The 20,166-nt window shown below is 67.8% G+C and carries 24 protein-coding genes; 15 read left to right on the plus strand and 9 right to left on the minus strand.

The genetic code is table 11. The annotated features are described in order from the left end of the window. Positions 1 to 943 precede the first annotated feature (943 nt). The 5 genes from ACWPM1_RS01065 to ACWPM1_RS01085 are packed head-to-tail and all read left to right on the plus strand — an operon-like array spanning position 944 to position 6,037. Entirely contained in the window at positions 944 to 2,050 is a 1,107-nt protein-coding gene (locus ACWPM1_RS01065; protein WP_455692994.1) for a phosphatase domain-containing protein, read from the plus strand. 29 nt (positions 2,051 to 2,079) lie between these two features. After that, a complete protein-coding gene (locus ACWPM1_RS01070) occupies positions 2,080 to 3,003 on the plus strand; it encodes an alpha/beta hydrolase (RefSeq protein ID WP_455692995.1) in 924 nt (307 codons plus the stop codon). An 11-nt stretch (positions 3,004 to 3,014) separates the two neighbouring features. Continuing rightward, positions 3,015 to 4,370 carry a M48 family metalloprotease gene (locus tag ACWPM1_RS01075; protein ID WP_455692996.1) on the plus strand — a complete coding sequence of 452 codons (1,356 nt, stop codon included), beginning with the start codon at positions 3,015 to 3,017 and terminating at the stop codon, positions 4,368 to 4,370. Between the two features lie 9 nt (positions 4,371 to 4,379). Continuing rightward, entirely contained in the window at positions 4,380 to 5,084 is a 705-nt protein-coding gene (locus tag ACWPM1_RS01080; RefSeq protein ID WP_455692997.1) for a DsbA family protein, read from the plus strand. Between the two features lie 29 nt (positions 5,085 to 5,113). Then, on the plus strand, positions 5,114 to 6,037 hold the full coding sequence (locus tag ACWPM1_RS01085; RefSeq protein WP_455692998.1) for a PDZ domain-containing protein: 924 nt from the start codon (positions 5,114 to 5,116) through the stop codon (positions 6,035 to 6,037). Here the strand turns inward: ACWPM1_RS01085 and ACWPM1_RS01090 are convergent. Then, positions 6,034 to 6,645 (minus strand): HD domain-containing protein, encoded by a 612-nt coding sequence (locus ACWPM1_RS01090; protein WP_455692999.1) that lies wholly within the window; start codon positions 6,643 to 6,645, stop codon positions 6,034 to 6,036. The two genes, ACWPM1_RS01085 and ACWPM1_RS01090, sit on opposite strands and share 4 nt — an antisense overlap. A 96-nt stretch (positions 6,646 to 6,741) precedes the next feature. Between ACWPM1_RS01090 and ACWPM1_RS01095 the strand changes: the two genes are divergently transcribed. From ACWPM1_RS01095 to ACWPM1_RS01115, 5 genes are read left to right on the plus strand one after another with little or no spacing between them, the layout of a single operon-like run. Continuing rightward, entirely contained in the window at positions 6,742 to 7,950 is a 1,209-nt protein-coding gene (locus ACWPM1_RS01095) for a sensor histidine kinase (protein WP_455695094.1), read from the plus strand. Continuing rightward, entirely contained in the window at positions 7,947 to 8,750 is an 804-nt protein-coding gene (locus tag ACWPM1_RS01100; RefSeq protein WP_455693000.1) for a LytR/AlgR family response regulator transcription factor, read from the plus strand. Before ACWPM1_RS01095 ends, ACWPM1_RS01100 begins: the two co-directional genes overlap by 4 nt. Next, a complete protein-coding gene (gene nadC / locus ACWPM1_RS01105; protein ID WP_455693001.1) occupies positions 8,740 to 9,609 on the plus strand; it encodes a carboxylating nicotinate-nucleotide diphosphorylase in 870 nt (289 codons plus the stop codon). Before ACWPM1_RS01100 ends, nadC begins: the two co-directional genes overlap by 11 nt. Beyond that, the gene (locus ACWPM1_RS01110; protein ID WP_455693002.1) at positions 9,606 to 10,028 is read left to right on the plus strand and encodes a hypothetical protein; all 423 of its coding nucleotides are present in this window, start codon (positions 9,606 to 9,608) and stop codon (positions 10,026 to 10,028) included. The genes nadC and ACWPM1_RS01110 overlap by 4 nt, the downstream gene beginning before the upstream one ends. A 19-nt stretch (positions 10,029 to 10,047) precedes the next feature. After that, positions 10,048 to 10,731, plus strand: a complete 684-nt coding sequence (locus ACWPM1_RS01115; RefSeq protein ID WP_455693003.1) for a ribonuclease T2 family protein — start codon at positions 10,048 to 10,050, stop codon at positions 10,729 to 10,731. Here the strand turns inward: ACWPM1_RS01115 and ACWPM1_RS01120 are convergent. Further along, positions 10,728 to 11,183 (minus strand): nucleoside deaminase, encoded by a 456-nt coding sequence (locus ACWPM1_RS01120; RefSeq protein ID WP_455693004.1) that lies wholly within the window; start codon positions 11,181 to 11,183, stop codon positions 10,728 to 10,730. The genes ACWPM1_RS01115 and ACWPM1_RS01120 overlap by 4 nt on opposite strands. Positions 11,184 to 11,279: 96 nt before the next feature. On the opposite strand from ACWPM1_RS01120, the gene rpmB reads away from it, so the two are divergent. Both rpmB and ACWPM1_RS01130 read left to right on the plus strand, forming a co-directional pair. Beyond that, positions 11,280 to 11,567 (plus strand): 50S ribosomal protein L28, encoded by a 288-nt coding sequence (gene rpmB, locus ACWPM1_RS01125; RefSeq protein ID WP_455693005.1) that lies wholly within the window; start codon positions 11,280 to 11,282, stop codon positions 11,565 to 11,567. 40 nt (positions 11,568 to 11,607) lie between these two features. Next, the gene (locus ACWPM1_RS01130) at positions 11,608 to 12,141 is read left to right on the plus strand and encodes a hypothetical protein (protein ID WP_455693006.1); all 534 of its coding nucleotides are present in this window, start codon (positions 11,608 to 11,610) and stop codon (positions 12,139 to 12,141) included. A gap of 6 nt (positions 12,142 to 12,147) precedes the next feature. On the opposite strand, the gene ACWPM1_RS01135 is transcribed toward ACWPM1_RS01130, so the two are convergent. From ACWPM1_RS01135 to xseA, 3 genes are read right to left on the minus strand one after another with little or no spacing between them, the layout of a single operon-like run. Beyond that, positions 12,148 to 13,032, minus strand: a complete 885-nt coding sequence (locus ACWPM1_RS01135) for a M23 family metallopeptidase (RefSeq protein WP_455693007.1) — start codon at positions 13,030 to 13,032, stop codon at positions 12,148 to 12,150. Beyond that, on the minus strand, positions 13,029 to 13,229 hold the full coding sequence (locus ACWPM1_RS01140) for a DUF2093 domain-containing protein (RefSeq protein WP_455693008.1): 201 nt from the start codon (positions 13,227 to 13,229) through the stop codon (positions 13,029 to 13,031). The genes ACWPM1_RS01135 and ACWPM1_RS01140 overlap by 4 nt, the downstream gene beginning before the upstream one ends. Positions 13,230 to 13,253: 24 nt before the next feature. Next, complete coding sequence (gene xseA / locus ACWPM1_RS01145) at positions 13,254 to 14,639, minus strand: exodeoxyribonuclease VII large subunit (RefSeq protein ID WP_455693009.1); 1,386 nt, start codon at positions 14,637 to 14,639, stop codon at positions 13,254 to 13,256. Here xseA and purD point away from each other — a divergent pair. Then, complete coding sequence (purD, locus tag ACWPM1_RS01150) at positions 14,638 to 15,912, plus strand: phosphoribosylamine--glycine ligase (protein WP_455693010.1); 1,275 nt, start codon at positions 14,638 to 14,640, stop codon at positions 15,910 to 15,912. The genes xseA and purD overlap by 2 nt on opposite strands. On the opposite strand, the gene ACWPM1_RS01155 is transcribed toward purD, so the two are convergent. Continuing rightward, positions 15,909 to 16,901, minus strand: coding sequence for an adenosine kinase (locus ACWPM1_RS01155; protein WP_455693011.1), 993 nt, complete (start codon positions 16,899 to 16,901; stop codon positions 15,909 to 15,911). The two genes, purD and ACWPM1_RS01155, sit on opposite strands and share 4 nt — an antisense overlap. 77 nt (positions 16,902 to 16,978) lie before the next feature. On the opposite strand from ACWPM1_RS01155, the gene ACWPM1_RS01160 reads away from it, so the two are divergent. Both ACWPM1_RS01160 and ACWPM1_RS01165 read left to right on the plus strand, forming a co-directional pair. Beyond that, positions 16,979 to 17,659 (plus strand): EI24 domain-containing protein, encoded by a 681-nt coding sequence (locus ACWPM1_RS01160; RefSeq protein WP_455693012.1) that lies wholly within the window; start codon positions 16,979 to 16,981, stop codon positions 17,657 to 17,659. After that, on the plus strand, positions 17,656 to 18,078 hold the full coding sequence (locus ACWPM1_RS01165) for a hypothetical protein (RefSeq protein ID WP_455693013.1): 423 nt from the start codon (positions 17,656 to 17,658) through the stop codon (positions 18,076 to 18,078). The genes ACWPM1_RS01160 and ACWPM1_RS01165 overlap by 4 nt, the downstream gene beginning before the upstream one ends. Here the strand turns inward: ACWPM1_RS01165 and ACWPM1_RS01170 are convergent. From ACWPM1_RS01170 to ACWPM1_RS01180, 3 genes are read right to left on the minus strand one after another with little or no spacing between them, the layout of a single operon-like run. After that, positions 18,075 to 18,431, minus strand: a complete 357-nt coding sequence (locus tag ACWPM1_RS01170; RefSeq protein WP_455693014.1) for a HesB/IscA family protein — start codon at positions 18,429 to 18,431, stop codon at positions 18,075 to 18,077. The genes ACWPM1_RS01165 and ACWPM1_RS01170 overlap by 4 nt on opposite strands. Next, a complete protein-coding gene (locus ACWPM1_RS01175) occupies positions 18,431 to 18,904 on the minus strand; it encodes an SUF system Fe-S cluster assembly protein (protein WP_455693015.1) in 474 nt (157 codons plus the stop codon). The genes ACWPM1_RS01170 and ACWPM1_RS01175 overlap by 1 nt, the downstream gene beginning before the upstream one ends. Then, positions 18,901 to 20,148: an aminotransferase class V-fold PLP-dependent enzyme gene (locus ACWPM1_RS01180; RefSeq protein ID WP_455693016.1), complete on the minus strand. Its 1,248-nt coding sequence runs from the start codon at positions 20,146 to 20,148 to the stop codon at positions 18,901 to 18,903. The genes ACWPM1_RS01175 and ACWPM1_RS01180 overlap by 4 nt, the downstream gene beginning before the upstream one ends. Positions 20,149 to 20,166 lie beyond the last annotated feature (18 nt).

Genomic DNA, 20,166 nt, shown 5'->3' on the forward strand with positions numbered 1-20,166 from the left:
GCCGATAGACCTCACCAGCTTCGACGACGACACCGTCGAGCCGATATTCGGCGAGCCGGAGGCGATCGAGATGCCGGTTGGCGAATACGTTTCGCCGGTCGAGCCCTCGCCCGAGTATGAGCTGGAGCCACTCGACTCGCCCGCCCAGAGCGAGCCGGAGCCGCTAGAACTCGTCGAACCGTACGAGCCGAACGCGCTCGAGGTGGTTGATCCTGCCGAACTCGCCATCAGCCAGCAGCCGCAGCCGCTCGAGGATACTGTAGCGGCGCTGGAATTGCCCGCCGATGACGCCGCGCTCGGTCTTTACGACTGCCTGGCGGCCGCGCGTGAACTCGCTCATGCCGCGCGCAGTTGCGAGGACCGCAGCCGCACCGCGCTCTATGCCGCGGTCGGCCGCGCCTACGACTTCAGCCTCGCCGCGCAGGCGGAGCCGGAGGCATTCGCCGAGTTGATCGCGGACAGCGGCCTTACGTTCCAGGAACGCGCGCCAATGACCCCGGTGGTCAAGCTCGTCTTTGGCGCCGACTACGACAAGACCCGCATCGCCGAGTACGCGTCGGTACTCAACCACGCGCACCGCGCGGGCATCGAGCGCGGCAGCCTCGCCGGACATCTTGCATCGACAGAGGGTGGCCTCAAGGGCGTCGTTCAGGCCGAACGCCAGGCCCGCAAAGGCGACGACAGCGACGGCCCTGTGCGGGAGACCCCGCGCGAAGCGCTGGCGCGCAAGCTGCGGGCGATCGCACCGCTCGGGTTCGAGGATATCGAGTCCGAAGGCGAGGAGTTCTCGCTGGTGATGATCCGCCGCGTCGATGGGGAGGTCATCGTGCTCGGAGAAGTGGCGGACCTGGCGCTGGTCGAAAAGGCCGCGAAAAAACTCGTCGCCTGAGCGCCGGCCAACACGCCACTGGCGGCACGGGCCGGGCGCCGCTAGCGCCGGGCGATGCCTCTGTTCGAAGCCGCGCCCGTCCGACTGCAACCCTATTTCGGCTACCGCAGCGAAGACCGCCTGACGCTTTCAGCCCGCGCCCTGCGCACCGGACGGCCACACCATCATAGCTTCGAAAATCGAGGCCGCCTGCAGGCCATGCGCACGATGCTCGCCCAATTCGCTTCGCGCGAGGTGGCCGGACTGCAGATCAAGCTCGAACTCAAGGGCCCGAACGGCATTTCTTTCGAGCGTGAGGCGGTCAGCGACTCGGAAGGCTACGTGCGCTTCGACGTGCCGCTCGAGCCGGCCTGGCCGCTGTCGACCGACCCGGCTTGGGAAGTCGCCTGCCTGCACTGGCTGACGCCGGAGGGCCCGCAGTGCATCGAGTCATACGTGCTGGCTCCGGGCACGACGACCCATCTTGCCGTCGTATCCGACATCGACGACACTATCGTGGAGACTGGCATCACGGGCGGCATGCGCGCGGTGGCCCGCAACTGGCGCCGAGTGCTCGCAGAACTCCCCGACGAGCGCATCGCCGTGCCCGGCGCGGACGTGTTTTACGGGGCCCTGGGCGGCGGGGCGGTGCTGGCCGCTCCGCACGGAGCGGGCACGCGCTACGCAGCCACGCACCGGCCGTTCTTCTACATTTCATCGAGCCCGTGGAACCTGTTCTCCTACCTCGTCGCCTTTCAGCAGAGCCGCAACCTGCCGCTCGGGCCCTTGCTGTTGCGGGACTGGGGGCTGAACCGGGCGACGTTCGGTTCGGAGAGCCACGGCGGTCACAAGCGCGCAGCGCTCGACCGACTGCTGGCCTTCTACCCCAAGATGCGTTTCGCCTTGATCGGGGACGACACCCAGGGGGACTTGCCGGCCTATGCGGATACCGTTCAGGCGAACCCTGGCCGAGTAGCTGCCGTGTTCATCCGTACCGGTGCAGGCGCGCTCTCAGCAGAAGAGGTTGCGGGCAAGGCTATTCTGGCGGCCGCCGGAGTTCCCCTGTGGCTCGGCGACGATTTCGCCACCGGCAAGGATTTTCTGCGCACCATCGGCATCTCGACCGAGGGCGAAACCGCCCAGATCGTCAAGACGGTGCAGAAGGACGAGCGTAAGCCATGATCGGCGGCCGTTCAGGGAGAAGGTGGCTGATGGGGACTTTGCTCGTCGCGGCAGTGCTGGCGCTAGCTGGGTTCGGCGTGTGGCGCTGGGCCGTGGCGGCGGGCTCGGCAGGCACGCTCGAATGGATCGACGCGCGTTTCCCGCGCGAGCGCGACATCCGCTTGCAAGCGCGCGCCGCGTTCGGCGATCACGACGCGCAACGGGTCGAACTGTGGGTGCCCGCCGGCGCCGCGCCCGCTGGCGGCTGGCCGCTGGTGGTGTTCGTCCACGGCGGGGGCTGGCACTCGGGAGCGCCCCAAGATTACCGATTCGTCGCGCGAACGCTGGGCGATGCGGGTTTCGCCACCGCTCTGGTCGGCTACCGGCTGGTCCCCGAGGGCCGCTTCCCGGCGATGCTTGAGGACACCGCCGGCGGTATCCGCTGGGCGATCGACCGCTCAACGCAAGCTGACGTCGACGCTCGCCGCATCGCTTTGGCCGGCCATTCGGCGGGCGCCTACAACGTGCTGATGATGGGCCTCGACAGGCAGTGGCTAGCCGCTGCCGGCGTCGAGCACGGCACCATCGGCGGGATAGTGAGCATGGCGGGCCCCGCCGACTTCTACCCCTTCACCAGCGAATCGGCGAGCAACGCGCTCGGCCATGTCGCCGATCCCCGACAAACCCAGCCGATTGCGTTCGCGCAACCGGACGCGCCGCCCATCCAGTTGCTCCACGGCGGTGCCGACACAGTCGTTCGGCCGCGCAACTCGCGCCGACTGGCCGATGCCCTGCGCGAGGCGGGGGGCACGGTCGAGCTGCGCGAATACAAGGGGATGGGTCACGCGGGGATTATCATGGGTCTGTCGAAGCCGTTCGCGCAGCAAGGCATCGTCAGCCGGCCAATGGTCGAATTCCTCAGGATGGCGACCGGATCGCCACCTTCAGTTCCGGTTAAGCGCGAAAGCCGCTAGAGCGGCATCCGATGCGCTCCCTTGCCCGCCTGATCGCCATCGCGGCGGCCGTCTCGCTCGTTGCGCAACCCGCCGCTGCGCAATCGATCTTGCGTGACGCGGAAACCGAAGCGCTGCTCGACGATATGGCGGCGCCTTTGATCGAGGCCGCCGGGCTTGCCCCCGGGAACGTCGATATCGTCCTCATCAACGACCAGAGCATCAACGCTTTCGTGGCCGGCGGCCAGGCGGTCTACATCCATACCGGCCTGCTCGACGCGGCCGACACGGCGAACGAAGTTCAGGGCGTCATCGCGCACGAGCTTGGCCATGTCACCGGCGGCCATGCGGTCACGTATACCGATGGCCTGGGGGAGGCGTCGAAGATCTCGATCCTGTCGCTGGTGCTGGCGGCTGCCGCGGCCGCGGCGGGCGCAGCCGAGGCGGCGATGCCCGTCCTGATGGCCGGAAACCGCGCGGCGCTTGGCAAGTACCTAGCCTTTTCGCGCGGGCAGGAAAGCGCCGCCGACGCGGCGGGTGCGGAATATCTCTCGAAAGCCGGCATATCCGGGCGGGGAAGCCTGGCCTTCTTCGGCAAGCTGCGCGCGCAGGAATTTCGCTACGGCTATAGTCAGGACGACGAACAGGCGTTCGTGCGCACGCACCCGCTGTCGGGCGACCGCATCGCGCGGTTGCGTGAGGATTACTCCAGGGATCCCGCGTGGAGCGCGCCTGACGACGCGGCGCTTCAGGAACGCTTCGTGCGCGCGAAGGCCAAGCTCGCCGGCTATATCGAAAAGCCCGAGAAGACGCTGCGCGACTATCCCGAAAGCGATACCAGCGTGCCCGCGCGCTACGCCCGCGCCTATGCATTCCATAAGGAAGCACACGTCGACAAGTCGCTGGCCGAGACCCGCGCGCTGATTAAAGCCGATCCGGATAACCCGTATTTCCTCGAACTCGAAGGGCAGGTCCTGCTCGAATCGGGGCGACCCGAGGAAGCCATCGCACCCTTGCGCCGGGCCACGCAGTTGACCGGCAACCAGCCGCTCATCGCATCGCTGTTGGGCCACGCCCTGATCGCTTCCGAGGATCCCGCGTATCACGCCGAGGCCGAGCAAGTGCTCAGGGCGGCCGTTGCCCGCGACCGCTACAACCCGTTCGCCTGGTACCAGCTTGGCGTGATCTACGCTGCGGAGGGGGACATGCCGCGCGCCCGGCTCGCCAGCGCCGAGCAACAGTCGATGAACCGACGCTTCAGCGAAGCCTTGATGAGCGCTCAGGCCGCGGAGGCCGGGCTCCCGGCCGGCTCGCCCGACTGGCTTCGCGCACAGGATATCGCGATGGCCGCCCGCGCCGAGCTTGAACGGCAGCGGGACCGCAACTAGCCAGTCATCATGAAAAGACTGCTCTCGTTCGTCCCCGTCGCGCTGGTCGCGGCGGTCTTCGGTTTCCTGGGGGCGTGGGGCTTCGCCAATACGGGTCTGGGCGGTGAGGCCACCCGCGAGTGGCTGCTCGCCCATCCGGAAATCCTACCGGAGATGGCCGAGGCCTATCAGGCGAACGAGAATCGCGCGCGGCTGGCGGCGGTCGAAGCCGATCTCACGCGGCCGTTCCCCGGTGCGGTGCTCGGCAATCCCAACGGCAAGGTCACGCTGGTCGAATTCACCGACTATGGCTGCACATTCTGCCGCCAATCGGTGGCTGATGTGAAAGCGCTGGTCGCCGCCAACCCTGATTTGCGGGTCGTCATGCGCGAATGGCCCATCTTCCAGGGCAGCGACGTGCCAGCCCGGATGGCGCTCGCCGCTGCCAAGCAGGGCAAGTACCAGGCATTCCACGACGCGATGTTTGCCGCCGGGCCGCCGACGGCGGCCACGATTGCCGGCGCCGCGCAAGCGGCCGGGATCGACATGGCCGCCGCGCAGGAGTTCGGCGCATCGTCGGCGGCCACTTTCGAACTGCAGAAGAATATCGATCTCGCTCGCCGGCTCGGCTTCGAGGGTACTCCAAGCTGGGTCGTAGGTGACGCGGTGTTTTCGGGCGCGGTTGGGCGCAGCCGACTGGCCGAAGCGATCGAGGCAGCGCGCAAGAAGTCGTGACGGTGCGGGCTGCCGTTGCTGCGGCGCTCATGCTGCTGCCTGCTCCGGCTGTCGCCGGCCTTGCCGACGACCGCGCGAGCCTGGCGCAGCTCCAACGCGAGGATCTGCGGCTGCAAACGATTAGCTGGAAGCTCGCGACTGCCAATGCGCCCTATTGCGCGGCCAGGCCCGCCGTAGGGCTGCTGCTGCAAGACATGGCCAACTACGGCCAGCCCGCGCGCATGCGCGCGGCTGCGGGGATCGCCGGCGACGTGGCGGTTCAGGCCGTCGTTCCGGGAAGCCCCGCGGCACAGGCGGGCCTAAGCCCAAATGCCGAGATCGTGGCGATAGACGGCCGCGCCATGTCGGCGCTCCCCGCCGCTAAACCCGACGACTGGCGCCGCCTGACTGGCCTCCACACCGCTATCGAAGAAGCCCTCGCGCGCGACGCCAAGATCCGCATCGCGTGGCGCGAAGGCGGTAGCGTGCGCGAAGCCACGCTTGAGGGCGCCCCGGCTTGTCCGACCCGCTTCGAGTTGCTCGACAGCGGAGGGCGGGCGGTCGCGGATGGCACCCGCGTGGTCATGGGCCGCAAGTTCGCTGGCTTCGGCTACCCGGAGGACGAACTGGCTGCGGCGCTGGCCCACGAGTTCGCACACAACCTGCTCGCTCACCGTAAATGGCTCGCCGGCGTGGGGCGCCGGGCCAAGAACATTCGCCTGACCGAACGCGAGGCCGACCGTCTCATGCCGTGGCTGCTCGCCAACGCAGGCTATCCGCCCGACGCGGCGCTGCGCTTCTTCCGCAAATGGGGACCCGGCAACGACGGGTGGATTTTCCGCGCCCCGACCCACGACGGGTGGGACGAGCGCGCCGAGTTCGTCGCCGGCGAACTGCCCGAGATCGCCCGCCTGATGACTGCCAGCGGAAGCGCCGACTGGCGCACGCACTTCCGGCGCGAGACCGCGCGCTAGGCTGCTTCGGCCACCTTGGCGTAGAGCGAATTGATCGGCCGGGCCATCACTCGCCGGACCATCGGTTCGAAGAACTCGAGCGGCTCGCTCTCATAGTCGGGGTCGAACGCGGCCTGGTCGTACTTCTCGCAGAATTCGGCGCAGGCATCGAAATGGGGCGAGCCGCGGAACTGCTCGCGCGAATGCTGGTCCATGCCGAGGTAGTGGAAGTAGTAGTAGCCCTGGAAATGCCCGTGGTTCTGGCAGATCCAGTGCACTTCCTCGCTTACGAACGGCTTGATGATCGAGGCGGCGACCTCGGGGTGATTGAACGTACCAAGGGTGTCGCCGATGTCGTGCAGCAGCGCCATCACGACATAGGACTCGTCGCGTCCGTCGCGGTGCGCGCGGGTGGCGGTCTGGAGCGAATGCTCGAGTCGGCAGATGGGAAAGCCGCCAAAATCACCATTCAGCAGCTTGAGGTGAGCAAGCACCCGATCGGGCAGGCCCTGGGCAAACGCCATGTACTCGCCCCCGATGAGGGCCCAGTCCTCGCGGGTACCTTCCTTCATCTGGCGAAACTTCGCACGCTCTTCGGCGCCGTGCAGAGTATCTTCGGTCACGTCCATCGCAGCTCTCCTTGCCGTCCTGCATAGCGCAAGGCGGCGGACGATGCCAAAACTTGTGCGCGGCGCGCGCCGGACCTAGGTTGCGCGGCCGTGGCCATTCCGAAGCTACCCTTCCGCCCTGCGCCGTTCTTCGACAACAAGAACGCCGCATTCTGGAACCTGCAGTTCGCGGGTTGGGGCGGAGTGTTCATGCTCCGCGCGGTCTCCGCACTCGCCAACGAGCAGCCGTGGGAGCTGCTGCTGGTAATCCTGGTGCAGGTGGTGACCGGGTTCGCGATCAGCATGATTCTGTCGGTCGTCTATGGGTGGCTGATCCGGCGCAGTGCGCTGTTCACTACCGGCATGACCGCGCTCGCCCTCGCCACCGCGGTGGCGCTTTATGCCGCGATCGACGCCTGGCTGCAGGGAATCTATTTCTCCGGCATTCGCGAGACTACTTTCGCCCAGCGCATGGTCGGCCTCGCCTTCCTCGACGGTACGCTGCTGGGCGCGTGGTCCGCGCTCTACTACGCGATCAACTTCTTCCTCACGGTCGAGGAACAGGCCGATCGCCTCGAGCGGTTGGAAGCCCAGGCGACGAGCGCCCAGCTCGCGATGCTTCGCTACCAGCTCAACCCGCACTTCCTGTTCAACACCCTGAATTCCATCTCGACGCTGGTGCTGCTCAAGCAGACCGAGCCCGCCAACGCGATGCTCACCCGACTCAGCGCCTTCCTGCGCCACACGCTCGTCAGCGAGCCGGGCGCCAAGGTGACCATCGCCCAGGAAGTCGAGACGCTGCAGCTTTACCTAGGCATCGAAAGAATGCGTTTCGAGGAGCGTCTGCGGACCGAATTCCACGTCGACCCAGAGGCTGCCAACGCCTGCCTCCCGTCGATGCTGCTCCAACCGCTCGTCGAGAACGCGATCAAGTACGCCGTCAGCCCGCAGGAAGAAGGTGCCTCGATCAAGGTCGCGGCGCAACTCGTCGGACGCAGGCTGCGAGTCGCCGTGTCCGACAGCGGACCAGGATTGCGCGAGAGCGCCTCGCCGAGCAGCGTTCCGGCCTCGCTCGCGGGGGTAGGGAGGACGGTGTCGACCGGCGTCGGCCTCGCCAACATCCGCGATCGTCTCCAACAAGCCTATGGCGAGGACCACCGCTTCGAAATCCGCAACCCGCCCGAAGGCGGTTTCACGGTGATCATCGAGATTCCGTACGAAGCCGCCACGAAGCCGGAGCCGTTCGCAGCCGGGACGTCCGCGTCACCTTCATCCGTTTCCGCTGCGCCAGCTCGCGCTCCCTCGATTGGAACCAGTCTCGCATGACCATTCGCACACTTATCGTCGACGACGAGAAGCTCGCTATCGAAGGGCTCCGCATTCGCCTGCAACCCTTCGAGGACGTGGAAATCATCGGAACCTGCGCCAACGGCCGCGAGGCGATCCGCGCAATCAAGACCGAAAAACCCGATCTCGTGTTCCTCGACATCCAGATGCCGGGGTTCGACGGGTTCTCGGTGGTGAAGGGGGTGATGGAGATCGAACCGCCGCTGTTCGTCTTCGTCACGGCGTTCGAGGAGCACGCCATCCGCGCGTTTGAGGCCAATGCGGTCAACTACCTCATGAAACCAGTCGACGAGGACAAGCTCGCCGATACCGTCGAGCGGGTTCGCCAGCGCCTCGCGGAGAAGCGCAGTGCCGAGGAAGCCGAGAAGCTGAAGACGGTGCTGAGCGAAGTCGCTCCCGACGCGGCCGAGGAGTTCGCCACGGACGAAAGCCCGAGCGAAAGCGCCGACCGCTACGAAAAGCTCATCAACATCAAGGATCGAGGGCAGATCTTCCGCGTCGAGATCGATTCGATCGAGCACATTGAGGCTGCCGGCGACTACATGTGCATCTACACCGGCGACAATTCGCTAATCCTTCGCGAGACGATGAAGGACCTCGAACGCCGTCTCGACCCGCGCACCTTCCAGCGGGTCCACCGCTCGACGATCGTCAACCTGAACCAGGTGCGCCAGGTCAAGCCGCACACCAACGGCGAATGCTTCCTGGTGTTGGATTCGGGTGCCGAGGTGAAGGTTTCTCGCTCCTACCGCGACGTCGTGGCGCGCTTTGTCCACTGACGGCTGGAGCCTCGATGGCTTCGATCTCGGCGACTTCGTCCGCGAGACGTTGGCGGAAGATCTGGGCGAGGGCCTGCCTGGTGGCGGCAGGGACGTAACCAGCGAAAGCGTCATTCCGGCGGATGCGCGGTTCTCTGGCGTGATGGACAGTCGCGATCCGATCGTGGTCGCAGGCCTGCCTGTCGCTGCGGCGTTCTTTCGCGAACTCGATCCCGACATGGCGATCGACCTGCTGGTCGACGAGGGCGCCGCGGTCGCATCCGGGACCGATCTCATGCGCCTGGAAGGCAATGCTCGCGCGATGCTTACCGCGGAGCGCAGCGCGCTGAATACGGTGCAGCATCTTTCAGGGGTGGCCACCCTTACCCGCCAGTATGTGCGCGCGATGGACAATCCCGACTGCACCCTGCTCGACACGCGCAAGACCATCCCCGGCCTGCGTCATCTCGAGAAGTACGCCTCTCGCATGGGCGGTGCCGCGAACCATCGGATGGGCCTGTGGGACGCCGCGATGATCAAGGACAATCACGTCCTCGTCGCGGGCTCGGTTGGCGAGGCGGTGCGCCGCGCGGTCGCCGCGGGGGTCAAGGAGATCATCTGCGAGGTCGACCGCCTCGAGCAGATCGAACCCGCGCTGGCGGCTGGAGCGACGCGACTGCTGCTCGACAACATGGACGTGCCCAAACTGCGCGAGGCGGTCGCCCTCGTAGCGGGCCGCGTGCCCACCGAGGCCAGCGGCGGGATCAATCTCGAGACGATCAAGGCCAAGGCAGCCTCGGGAGTGGACTTCGTCTCGGTTGGCCGCCTTACCCAGAGCGCGCCCGCGGCTGACATCGGGCTCGATTTCACCCCGCTGTGAGGCTACGGAGAGGCCCGCGCCCGACCGCTATCCGCTGGTTCGCCGTTCTGTTTCTGTCTGGCTCGATCACCGTATTGATCGATGGGATCATAAAGGCGTCCGGCCACGCCGAGGGCCCAACTCGGGATATTGGCATCATCCTGAGTGCCGCGAAGTTCACCATCGCTTTGCTGACCGCAGGGCTCGTGTGGTACTTCGCAATGCGCATCGCGCGCTGGTTCGTGCCATTGAGTGTGGCGGCCAAGATCGCCCTTGTCGGCTTCAGCGCGATGCGTTCAGGGGTCCCCGCGCTGATTATTCTTTCTCCCCTGGTCTACCTGTCGACCGCGCTTGGCGCCGCAGCGGCAGTCATGCTCTTCACTGCCGGCGGAAGGAAGTGGTTCCAGCAACCCCGCACGGTAAGCGATGCCTTCAGCTAGACGTTTCTTGCACTTGGGATTGGCCGCGCTCGCGATTGGCACGACGGCGCGCGCGCAAGCACAGGCTTACCAATGCCGCGTCCCGACCAAGGTATCGGTGCCGCAGATACGGCCGGACGGTCTGGTGCGCCGTGTGCCAATCGCCGGCTACACCCTCGCGCTGAGCTGGAGCCCGGAGTACTGCAAGGGGCGCGAGACCAATGCGGGGGATGCGGTCCAATGCAGCGGCGCCAATGGCCGCTTCGGGATGATAGTCCACGGGCTATGGCCGGAGGGTCGCGGCGAATGGTCGCAGTGGTGTCCCGCCATCCGCAAGCTCCAGCCGCCCGAGTTGAAGCGTAACTTGTGCATGATGCCATCCGCGCGAATGCTGGCGCACGAGTGGGCCAAGCATGGCGCGTGTATGACTCGCACACCGGCCAGCTACTTCAAGGTGACGCGCATCCTCTTCGAAGGCCTCCGACTGCCCGATTTCGACCGGCTGTCGAAAGACCCCGAGTTGAGCGCCGGCCTGATCCGCACCCGCTTCGCTGCTGCCAATCCAGGTTGGCGGGCGGATGCCGTCGGGCTCGTCGTCAACGAGCGCGGCTGGCTTCGCGAGATGCGGCTCTGTTACGACAAGCGCTTCATGCCCCAGGCGTGCGACCGGCGGCGCTTCGGCCCGGGCGACGCGGCGCGCGTGAAGATCTGGCGCGGGCTCTAGCGCCGCTCGCGAAAGAAGGTGCGAAGCAGTTCCGCCGCCTCGCTCTCTCCGATTCCCGCGACCACCTCGGGCCGGTGGAGGCATTGGGGATGATCGAACACCCGCGCGCCATGGGCGACCGCGCCGCCCTTGGGATCGGGCGCGGCGTAAGTCAGCCGCGCCAGCCGCGCGTGAACGATGGCGCCGGCGCACATGGCGCATGGCTCGAGCGTTACGAACATTTCGCATCCAACAAGCCGCTCGTCGCCGAGCGCCTTGGCCGCGGCGCGAATGGCGGTGATTTCGGCGTGGGCGGTCGGATCGTGCAGGCCGCGCGGCGCATTGCGCCCCTCCCCCACCACCACCCCGCCCTTGACGACCACCGCCCCGATCGGCACCTCGCCCGCGGCCGCGGCTTCCCGCGCCAGCTCGAAGGCGCGTTGCATGGGCGGGGGAAGCGGCCACCGGGTCATCTTGCCGGGGTAGCACCCGCTTGACGATTCGCCACCTCACAGCTATGCGCGCGCCTTTCCCGGCACCGCCGCAACTGCTTATCGAAGAGATTTGTCATGTCCCGCATCTGCGAACTCACCGGCAAGGGCCGCCAGGTCGGCCACAACGTGAGCCACGCCAACAACAAGACCAAGCGCGTGTTCCTGCCCAACCTGCAGCACGTGACCCTGATGAGCGAGAAGCTCGACCGCAGCTTCAAGTTCCGCGTCTCCACGCAGGGTCTGCGCTCGGTAGAGCACAACGGCGGGCTCGACGCATGGCTGCTGAAGACCAGCGACGAGAAGCTTTCGGCGACCGCGCTCAAGGTGAAGCGCGAGCTCAAGAAGGCTGCCGCCGCCGCCTGATTCGCTTGCGATGAAGCGCTTGACAGGCGCGCGGAACACGGTGTCCGCGCGCCTTTTCTCATGCCTGCTGCATTGCTATGGTCCGGCCAAATGGGCCGACAGGCCGCAGGAGGGGTTGCACGACGTGAAGGTATCGACCGCTTCTCTGGCACTCGCGCTGTCCGCCGTGACCTTACCCGCCGCGGCGGCCGGTCAGGATACGCCCGCGGTCGTGACCGCGGTTTACCAGTGTCGCACCGTCAGCGACGGGGCGGCGCGGCTAGCATGCTTCGACACCGCCGCAGCACAGCTTGAGAAGGCCGAAGGCGCGCGGACGCTGGTATTCGGCGACCAAGATGACTTTGCGCGGTTTGAAGGACCCGAACTCGCAAGCAAGATCGAGCAAGTCCGGGCCAACAAGGTGGGGCAGTGGGTGATTACGCTGCCCGACGGCACGCGCTGGCTCCAGACCGACCAGGTCGAGCTTAGATTTCCTCCGAAATCGGGCGACTCGATCGTCATTCGGCGGGGGTTGATGGGCAACTATCGCGCGAAAACCCGGGGCACGGGGTTCCAGGTGCGCCAGATCGGCTGAACGCGCTTACTGCGGCGGCAGAAACAGGAGCGGGTCGAGCCGAGCGCCCTGCCATTCGAGCGACCAGTGCAGGTGCGGGCCCGACGCGCGGCCCGTCGCGCCGACATATCCCAGCAGTTGGCCCTGCCGCACTGCCTGGCCTTCGCGCACCTCGAGCGCTTGCGAGTGCAGGAACGCGCTGTTGAGCCCACCGCCGTGATCGATGATCAGCAGATTACCTTCGAGCGTGAACGACGTTGAGGCCGCGAGCACCACCACCCCATCGGCCGGAGCGACATAGGCCGCCCCGGCGCCGGGAGCGATGTCGAGGCCGGAATGATAGGCGGCAGGCTCGCCGCGATAGATTCGCTGCGCGCCAAAGCGCCCCGAGATCCGCCCCGTGACCGGCCAGATGAAGCTCTGCCGCCAGCCTTGCACCGGGCCGTCGACGGACCGCGCGGCGGAAATGCGCGCGAGCTCGGGCCGGCGCCGGGCGAGGAACGCCTCGGTCGCCCCGCCCGGCGCGCGCGCGACATTGACTCGTTCGACCTGCCACGCGCGCGGCTCGACCTTAAGCGAGCGGCGCACTTCGCGTCCGTCGGCTAGGCGGGCCGAAAGCGTCGCCAGGGGCCCGGCGTCGCGATCGAACGCGCCAAAGAACCGGCCATCGCCATCGAGCGCCAGCGACTGGCCATCGAGCGTTGCGGATACCGCGCCGCCCGGCGCCTGGCCGCGAACCCACCCGCCCTGCGTCAGCCGGCCATCGACCTCGAATGCCGCCGGGCCGATCGCGGCCGGGGCGGGTGAGGGCTTGGCGATAGGGCTTGCGGCGGGGACAGGCGGCGGCGGCCCGTCCGCGCCGGCGGTGCAAGCCGAAAGCGCCAGCAGTCCAACCAACGCGACCCGCCTCACCGGTCGAGCAGCCTCCGGGTGGCGATATCGGGGGTGGCGTAGGCTTCCTGCCGCTCGACGCTCCAGTAACGCAGTGTCTCCAGCGTTATCGTCTCGCCGGTGACCGCGCAAAGCACGTGGCTCCCGGGGCGCATGACGCGAAAGCCGTTGGGACCGTAAATGAGCTGCGCGGCCTGATCGCCCGACTTCATAAGCATGGCATGCGCCCTATCACCCGTCGTTCAACCGAACAAATCGTCCTGCGCCGTGGCGGGCTTGGCCCGCGCCGGGCGACTTCGGCCCGATGTGGCGCCAGTGGGGCTCACGTTCAACGGGCCGTCGCGGAAGTGCAACGTCAGCGCGGGCTCGCGCCGGGCCACGGCCGCGTCAACGAGGGTCTGGCCCTGCCCGCCGGTCACCCGGACATAGCCGCGGTCGAGCAGGCTGTCGGGATTGAGCGAGGCCATCAGGCGTACGGTCGCCCCCAGGCGGTCTTGCGCGCGTTCCAACTTGTGGCGCAGCAACGTCGGCGAAAGCCGCACTTTGTCGTGCTGGAGCCGTTCGCGCGCGTGGGCGGCCCGGTCCCGCAGCCCTTGCCGCAGGCGATTCGAAAGGTCGTCGAGCCGCTGCGACTGGGGCGCCAGCAGCGCTTCGATTCGCGGCAGCCGCTTGACCCGGGCCTCGAGCCGCTCGCGTCCGAGCTCGACGGGGCGCAGGGCGCAGCGCTGCTTGCGGAGCGCGAAGTCGGCGAGCGTCGCGCTCAGCTCGCGCCGCACCGGCACCGCCATCTCGGCCGCCGCAGTCGGGGTGGGCGCACGGCGGTCGGCGGCGAAATCGGCGAGCGTGGTGTCGGTCTCGTGCCCCACGGCGCTGATCGTCGGGATCGAGCACCCGGCAATCGCGCGCACGACGATCTCCTCGTTGAAGCTCCACAAGTCTTCAATCGATCCGCCACCCCGCGCAACGATCAGCAGGTCGGGTCGCATTGGGTGCCCTTCGGGCAGGGCCGAGAACCCGCGCACCGCGGCCGCCACCTGCTCGGCCGCCCCTTGGCCCTGCACCAGGACGGGCCAGACGACCACCCGGCTCGGGAAGCGATCGGCCAGGCGGTGGAGGATGTCGCGGATCACGGCTCCCGTGGGCGATGTGACCACCCCGATGACGGCCGGAAGAAAGGGCAATGCGCGCTTCCGGGACGGATCGAACAGCCCCTCGGCGGCAAGCCGCTGGCGGGTCTTCTCCAGCAGCGCGAGGAGCGCGCCTTCGCCGGCCAGTTCGAGCGTATCGATGACCACCTGGTACTTCGAGCGCCCGGGATAAGTCGTCAGCTTGCCGGAGGCGACGACCTCCAGCCCGTCTTCCGGAAGAAACGCCAGCGCACTTGCCGGTCCGCGCCACATCACCCCGTCGATTACCGCCTTGTCGTCCTTGAGGCAGCAATAGAGGTGGCCGCTGGCCGCGCGCTTCACGCCCGACAGCTCGCCGCGCAGACGCACGGAACCGAAACGGTCCTCCACCGTGCGCTTCAGCTCGTTCGCCAGTTCGCTGACGGTGAGCGGCTCGGCGTTGTCGCCGGGTCGCCCCTTCGCTACGAGCCCGCCAGGTTCTTCGAAATCGGGAGCGGGCATGAACATCCTTCTGCTGGGCGGGGGCGGGCGCGAACATGCGCTGGCATGGAAACTCGCGCAATCCCGGCTGCTGACCGAAACGGGAGATAGGCTCTACGCCGCGCCGGGCAACCCGGGCATCGCGGAGCATGCCGAACTGGTGCCGCTCGATCTCGCTGATCACTCGGAAGTAGCGGCGTTCTGCGAGGAGCGCCGCATCGGGCTGGTGGTGATCGGACCCGAAGGGCCATTGGTAGATGGGCTTGCCGACAGTTTGCGAGAGGCAGGCGTGCGCGTTTTCGGCCCATCCAAGGCGGCGGCACAGCTCGAAGGGAGCAAGGGTTTCACCAAGGACCTGTGCCAGCGCGCCGGCATCCCGACGGCCGGATACGTTCGCACGAGTTCGCTGGCCGAAGCGCGCGCGGCGCTCGAGAAGTTCAGTCCTCCGTATGTGCTCAAGGCGGACGGGCTCGCCGCGGGCAAGGGGGTGGTCATCGCCGAAACGCTCGGGGAGGCCGAAGCCGCGCTGGCCGACATGTTCACCGATACCGACGCCGAGGTGGTGATCGAGGAATTCATGGAGGGCGAGGAAGTGAGCTTCTTCGCGCTCACCGACGGCGCCTCCGTGCTCGGCTTCGGCAGCGCGCAGGATCACAAGCGCGTGGGCGAAGGCGACACCGGCCCCAACACCGGGGGAATGGGCGCCTACAGCCCCGCGCGCGTGCTCACGCCACTGCTCCGCGGGGAGGTGATCGAACAGATCGTCGCTCCCACGGTTCGGGCGCTGGCCAACGAGGGCATGCCTTATTCGGGCGTGCTGTTCGCGGGGCTGATGCTCACGAGCCAGGGCCCCAAGCTCATCGAATACAACTGCCGCTTCGGCGACCCCGAGTGCCAGGTCCTGATGATGCGGCTGGAAGACGACCTCGGCGATCTCCTGCTCGCCTGCGCGGAGAACCGGCTGGCGACGCATCCGCCGGTTCGCATGTCCAAGGAGGTGGCGTTGACCGTGGTCATGGCGGCCGAAGGCTATCCCGGGACACCGGTGAACGGCGGAGCCATCGACCTCGATCCCGCCGAAGCCGCAGGATCAAAGGTCTTCCATGCCGGAACCGCGGTGGTCGATGGCAGGCTCGTCGCCAGCGGCGGCCGCGTGCTCAACGTCACCGCGCTCGGCACCAGCGTAACCGAAGCGCGGACCAAGGCTTACGGGGCGATCGATGCGATCGACGCGCCGAGCCTGTTCTGCCGACGCGACATCGGCTGGCGCGAGGCGGCGCGGGAGGCGACCTAGCCCAGTTTTTCCGCCATCAGCGCCTTGAGGTCCGCTTCGGGCCGCGCGCCGTAGTGGCTGATCACTTCGGCCGCGCAGATCGCGCCGCGCCGGAGGCATTTCTCCAGCGGCTCGCCGCGGACGTGGCCGAACAGGAAGCCGGACGCGAACAAGTCGCCCGCGCCCGTCGTATCGACGATGGTGGTGGCGACCGACGGCGCCGTGGCGCGCTCGCCGCCTTTCAGCGCGGTGGCTCCTTGCGCGCCGCAGGTCACGACGAGAGTGGGCACTTTGTCCTTCAAGGCCGCGATGCCGGCTTCGAGGTCGTTTTCGCCGGTGAGGGCCGCAAGCTCGGTGTGATTGGCGAACAGGACATCGATCAGCCCCTCGGCGATCAATGCGCGGAAATCGTCGCCGTGGCGGTCGATCACGAACACCTCCGAAAGGGTGAAAGCGACCTCGCGGCCGGCCTTGCGCGCGGCCTCGATCGCCCGGCGCATGGCGGCGCGCGGTTCTTCGGGATCCCACAGATAGCCTTCGAGGTAGAGCACCTTGGCGGCCGCGATCGCTTCTTCGTCGAGCGCGGCGGCGGGGAGAAACTGGCTCGCGCCGAGGAAGGTGTTCATCGTCCGCTGCGCATCGGGGGTGACGAAGATCAGGCACTGCGCGGTCGGCGGCTCGGCCTCGCGCGCGGGCGTGTCGAACTCGATCCCGCCGGCGCGGATGTCGTGCGCGAACACTTTGCCGAACTGGTCGTCCGCCACCTGGCCGATGAAGGCGCACTTCGCGCCGAGCGCGGCGAGGCCGGCAAGCGTGTTCGCCGCCGAGCCGCCGGAAATTTCCTTCGCCGGGCCCATCGCCTCGTAAAGCCGCCGCGCGCCGTTCGCATCGACGAGGGTCATCCCGCCCTTGTTGAGCGACAGCCGCTCGATGGTCGCGTCGTCGCTGGCAGCCATGATGTCGACGATGGCGTTGCCGATGGCGATCACGTCGTAGCGGGTCTGGGTCACTCGGTCGTCCTCGATGGGGAAAAGCCCGGCGCGCCTAGCGGCTTGCGCGGCGCGCGCCAAGCGTGGACAAGCGCGCGATGACGGTCGTGCTCTCCGCCTTCGCCCGTGCGCTCGGCCAACTTGGCGACGCCCGGATAATCGCGGTGCTCCTTAAAAGCATGGCGGTGACGCTGGCGATCTTCGGCGCGACAGGGGTGGCGCTGTGGCGCGGCATAGCGCTGCTGATCGAGCGCTTCGCGGCCGGATGGGGGGAGGCCGGCGGGCTGATCGCGCTGCTGCTCGGGATAGTCGGCGCCTGGCTGCTGTTCCGCGTGGTCGCGCTGGCGGTGCTGCAATTCTTCGCCGACGACGTCGTGCGCGCGGTCGAGGCGCGGCACTATCCCGCCGAAGCCGTCGCGGCGCGCGACTTGCCGTTCACCGAGGAGGCGCGCGGCGCGCTCGCCGGCGTGCTGCGCGCGGTGCTGGTCAACCTGATCGCGCTGCCGGTGGCGCTGCTGCTGCTGGTAACCGGGATCGGCACGACGCTGCTGTTCTGGCTGGTCAACGCCTGGCTGCTCGGGCGCGAGCTCCAGGACATGGTCTGGCTGCGCCATCGGCCGGGGGCGGACGCCGCCGCCCCGCTCACCGCCTTGACACGCCTCGCGCTCGGCGGAATCGTCGCCGCGATGCTGCTGGTGCCGTTCCTCAACCTGCTCGCCCCGGTGCTCGGTGCCGCCGCCGCGACCCACCTCGTCCACAATCGTAAGGGCCGCGCGTGAGATACCTCTTGGTCGCGCCGCTGGCGGCGCTCGCCGCATGCGGGCCGACGACGACGGGCAGCAAGGTCGCCTCGACTCCCGCGCCTGCACGGGTGGTGGCGGTACCGGCCACCAAGCCCGCCCCCCCTGCGGCGGCGGGATTTCGCACGGCGCGGGTGATGACCCTGCCGGGCCTCGAGGGCGTGATCGGCGCCGACATGGCCGCGCTCCAGCGGCAATTCGGCACGCCCCGGCTGGAGGTGTGGGAAGGCGACGCGCGCAAACTGCAGTTCTCGGGCGAGGCCTGCGTGCTCGACGTCTACCTCTACCCGCCGAGCCAGGGCGCCGTGCCGACGGCGACGTACGTCGATGCCCGCCGCCCCAGCGACGGCCTCGACGTCGACCGCGCAGCTTGCGTCAGGGCGCTCAAGAAGGGTTAAACCATAAAGCTTTCGCCGCACCCGCACGCGCCTTTGGCGTTGGGGTTGGCGAACTGGAAGCCCGCGGTGAAGTCGTCCTCGACCCAGTCCATCGTGCTGCCGACGAGGTAGAGCACGCTCGCCCCGTCGATGTAGAACGTGCCGCCCGGGGTGACGATCTTCTCGTCGAACTTCGCTTCCTCGGTAACGTAGTCGACCGAGTAGGCGAGGCCGGAACACCCGCGGCGGGGGGTGGATAGCTTGACCCCGATGGCATCCTCGGGCGCTTTGGCCATCAGTTCGGCTACGCGCGCCTCGGCCCCCGGCGTGAGCGTGACGGCGGCGGGCCGTTCGCGAAGCTTGGTCTCGGTCATCACAGCATTCCCAGTTCGAGGCGCGCCTCGTCGGTCATCTTTTCCGGGCCCCACGGCGGGTCCCACACTAGCAGCACTTCGGCATCGCGGACGCCCGGCACCGTGGCGACCCGCAGCTCGACTTCGCCCGGCATCGATTCGGCGACCGGACAATGCGGCGTGGTGAGCGTCATCGTCACCTTGGCGTCGCCGTTCTCGGTCACCTCGACGGCGTAGATCAGCCCGAGATCGTAGATGTTCACCGGAATTTCCGGGTCGTAGATGTCCTTCAGCGCCGCGATCACGCTCTCGTAGAGATCGCCGCCCGGCTCTCCCGCGTGCGTGGCGGGCGGCTTCTGGGCCAGGAAGCCTTCGAGATAGTCGCGCTTGCGCTCGAAGCTCGCGCGCGGCGTGTCGGCGTCCTCGACCGAAGCGCGCGGCGGCTTGGCGACCGCCCCCACTTCTTCCGTCTCGATCTTGCGCTGCTCGTTCATCCGAAAATCCTTCTCGCGCGCTCGATCCCGCAGACCAGCGCGTCGACATCGGTGTGGTCGCTGTAGAGCCCGAAGCTCGCTCGCGCGGTGGCGGGAACACCGAGCGCGTCCATCAGCGGCTGCGCGCAGTGATGCCCGGCGCGGATAGCGACGTTCTCTTCGTCCAATATGGTGCCGAGATCGTGCGGGTGAACCCCGTTGAGCGCGAAGCTGACGATGCCGGCGCTGTCTTCGGGCCCGAACAGCGTGACGTCGTTCATCGGTCGCAGCCCATCGCGCAGCGAATGGACCAGCGCGGTTTCGTGCGCCTCGATCGCCTCCAGCCCAACGTTCTCGACGTAGTCGCACGCGGCGGCGAAGCCGATGGCTTCAACGATGGCCGGCGTACCCGCCTCGAATCGCTGCGGCGGCGGGGCGTAGGTGGTCGCCTCGAAAGTAACCCGGTCGATCATCGAACCGCCGCCCTGCCACGGCGGCATCGCAGCCAGCAGCTCGCCCCGCCCCCACAGCGCACCGATCCCGGTCGGGCCGTAGAGCTTGTGCGCGCTGAAGGCATAGAAATCGCAATCGAGCGCGGCGACGTCGACCGGCATGCGCGGCACCGCCTGGCAGCCGTCGAGCAGGAGCTTGGCGCCTACTCCGTGCGCCAGCTCGGCCGCACGGCGGGCGTCGAGCACCGAGCCGAGGACGTTGGAAACGTGCGCGAAGGCCACCATCGTGTGTTCGCGGGTGAGCATCCGCTCGGCGGCGTCGAGGTCGATCCGCCCGTCGCTGGTCAGCGGGCACACGTCGACCTGCCAGCCGGCCAGCTGCCACGGCACGATGTTCGAATGGTGCTCGAGCTGGCTCAGCAGCACCCGGCCCTTGTGGGGAAAGCTGTAAGCGACGAGGTTGATCGCCTCGGTCGCGCCGCGGGTGAAGACGAGTTCATCCTCGCGCCCGCCGACGAACCCGGCGACTCGCCGCCGCGCCGCCTCGTAGCCGAGCGTCATGTTCGCCGAACGCGTGTACACCCCGCGGTGAACGGTGGCGTAGTCGGCACCGAGGGCCCGCGAGACCGCCTCGATCACCGCCTTCGGCTTCTGCGCGGTGGCGGCGGTGTCGAGGTAATGCCAGCGCGTGCCGTCGGCATTGGCGAGTCCGGGAAAAACGCGGCTGAAATCCTCCCCGAAACGGGGAGGGGGACCGCTCGGCGAAGCCGAGTGGTGGAGGGGGCCCCCTCCGTCAGCGCTGCGCGCTGCCACCTCCCTGTCCCGGAGAGG

Source organism: Tsuneonella sp. HG249 (assembly GCF_053819205.1).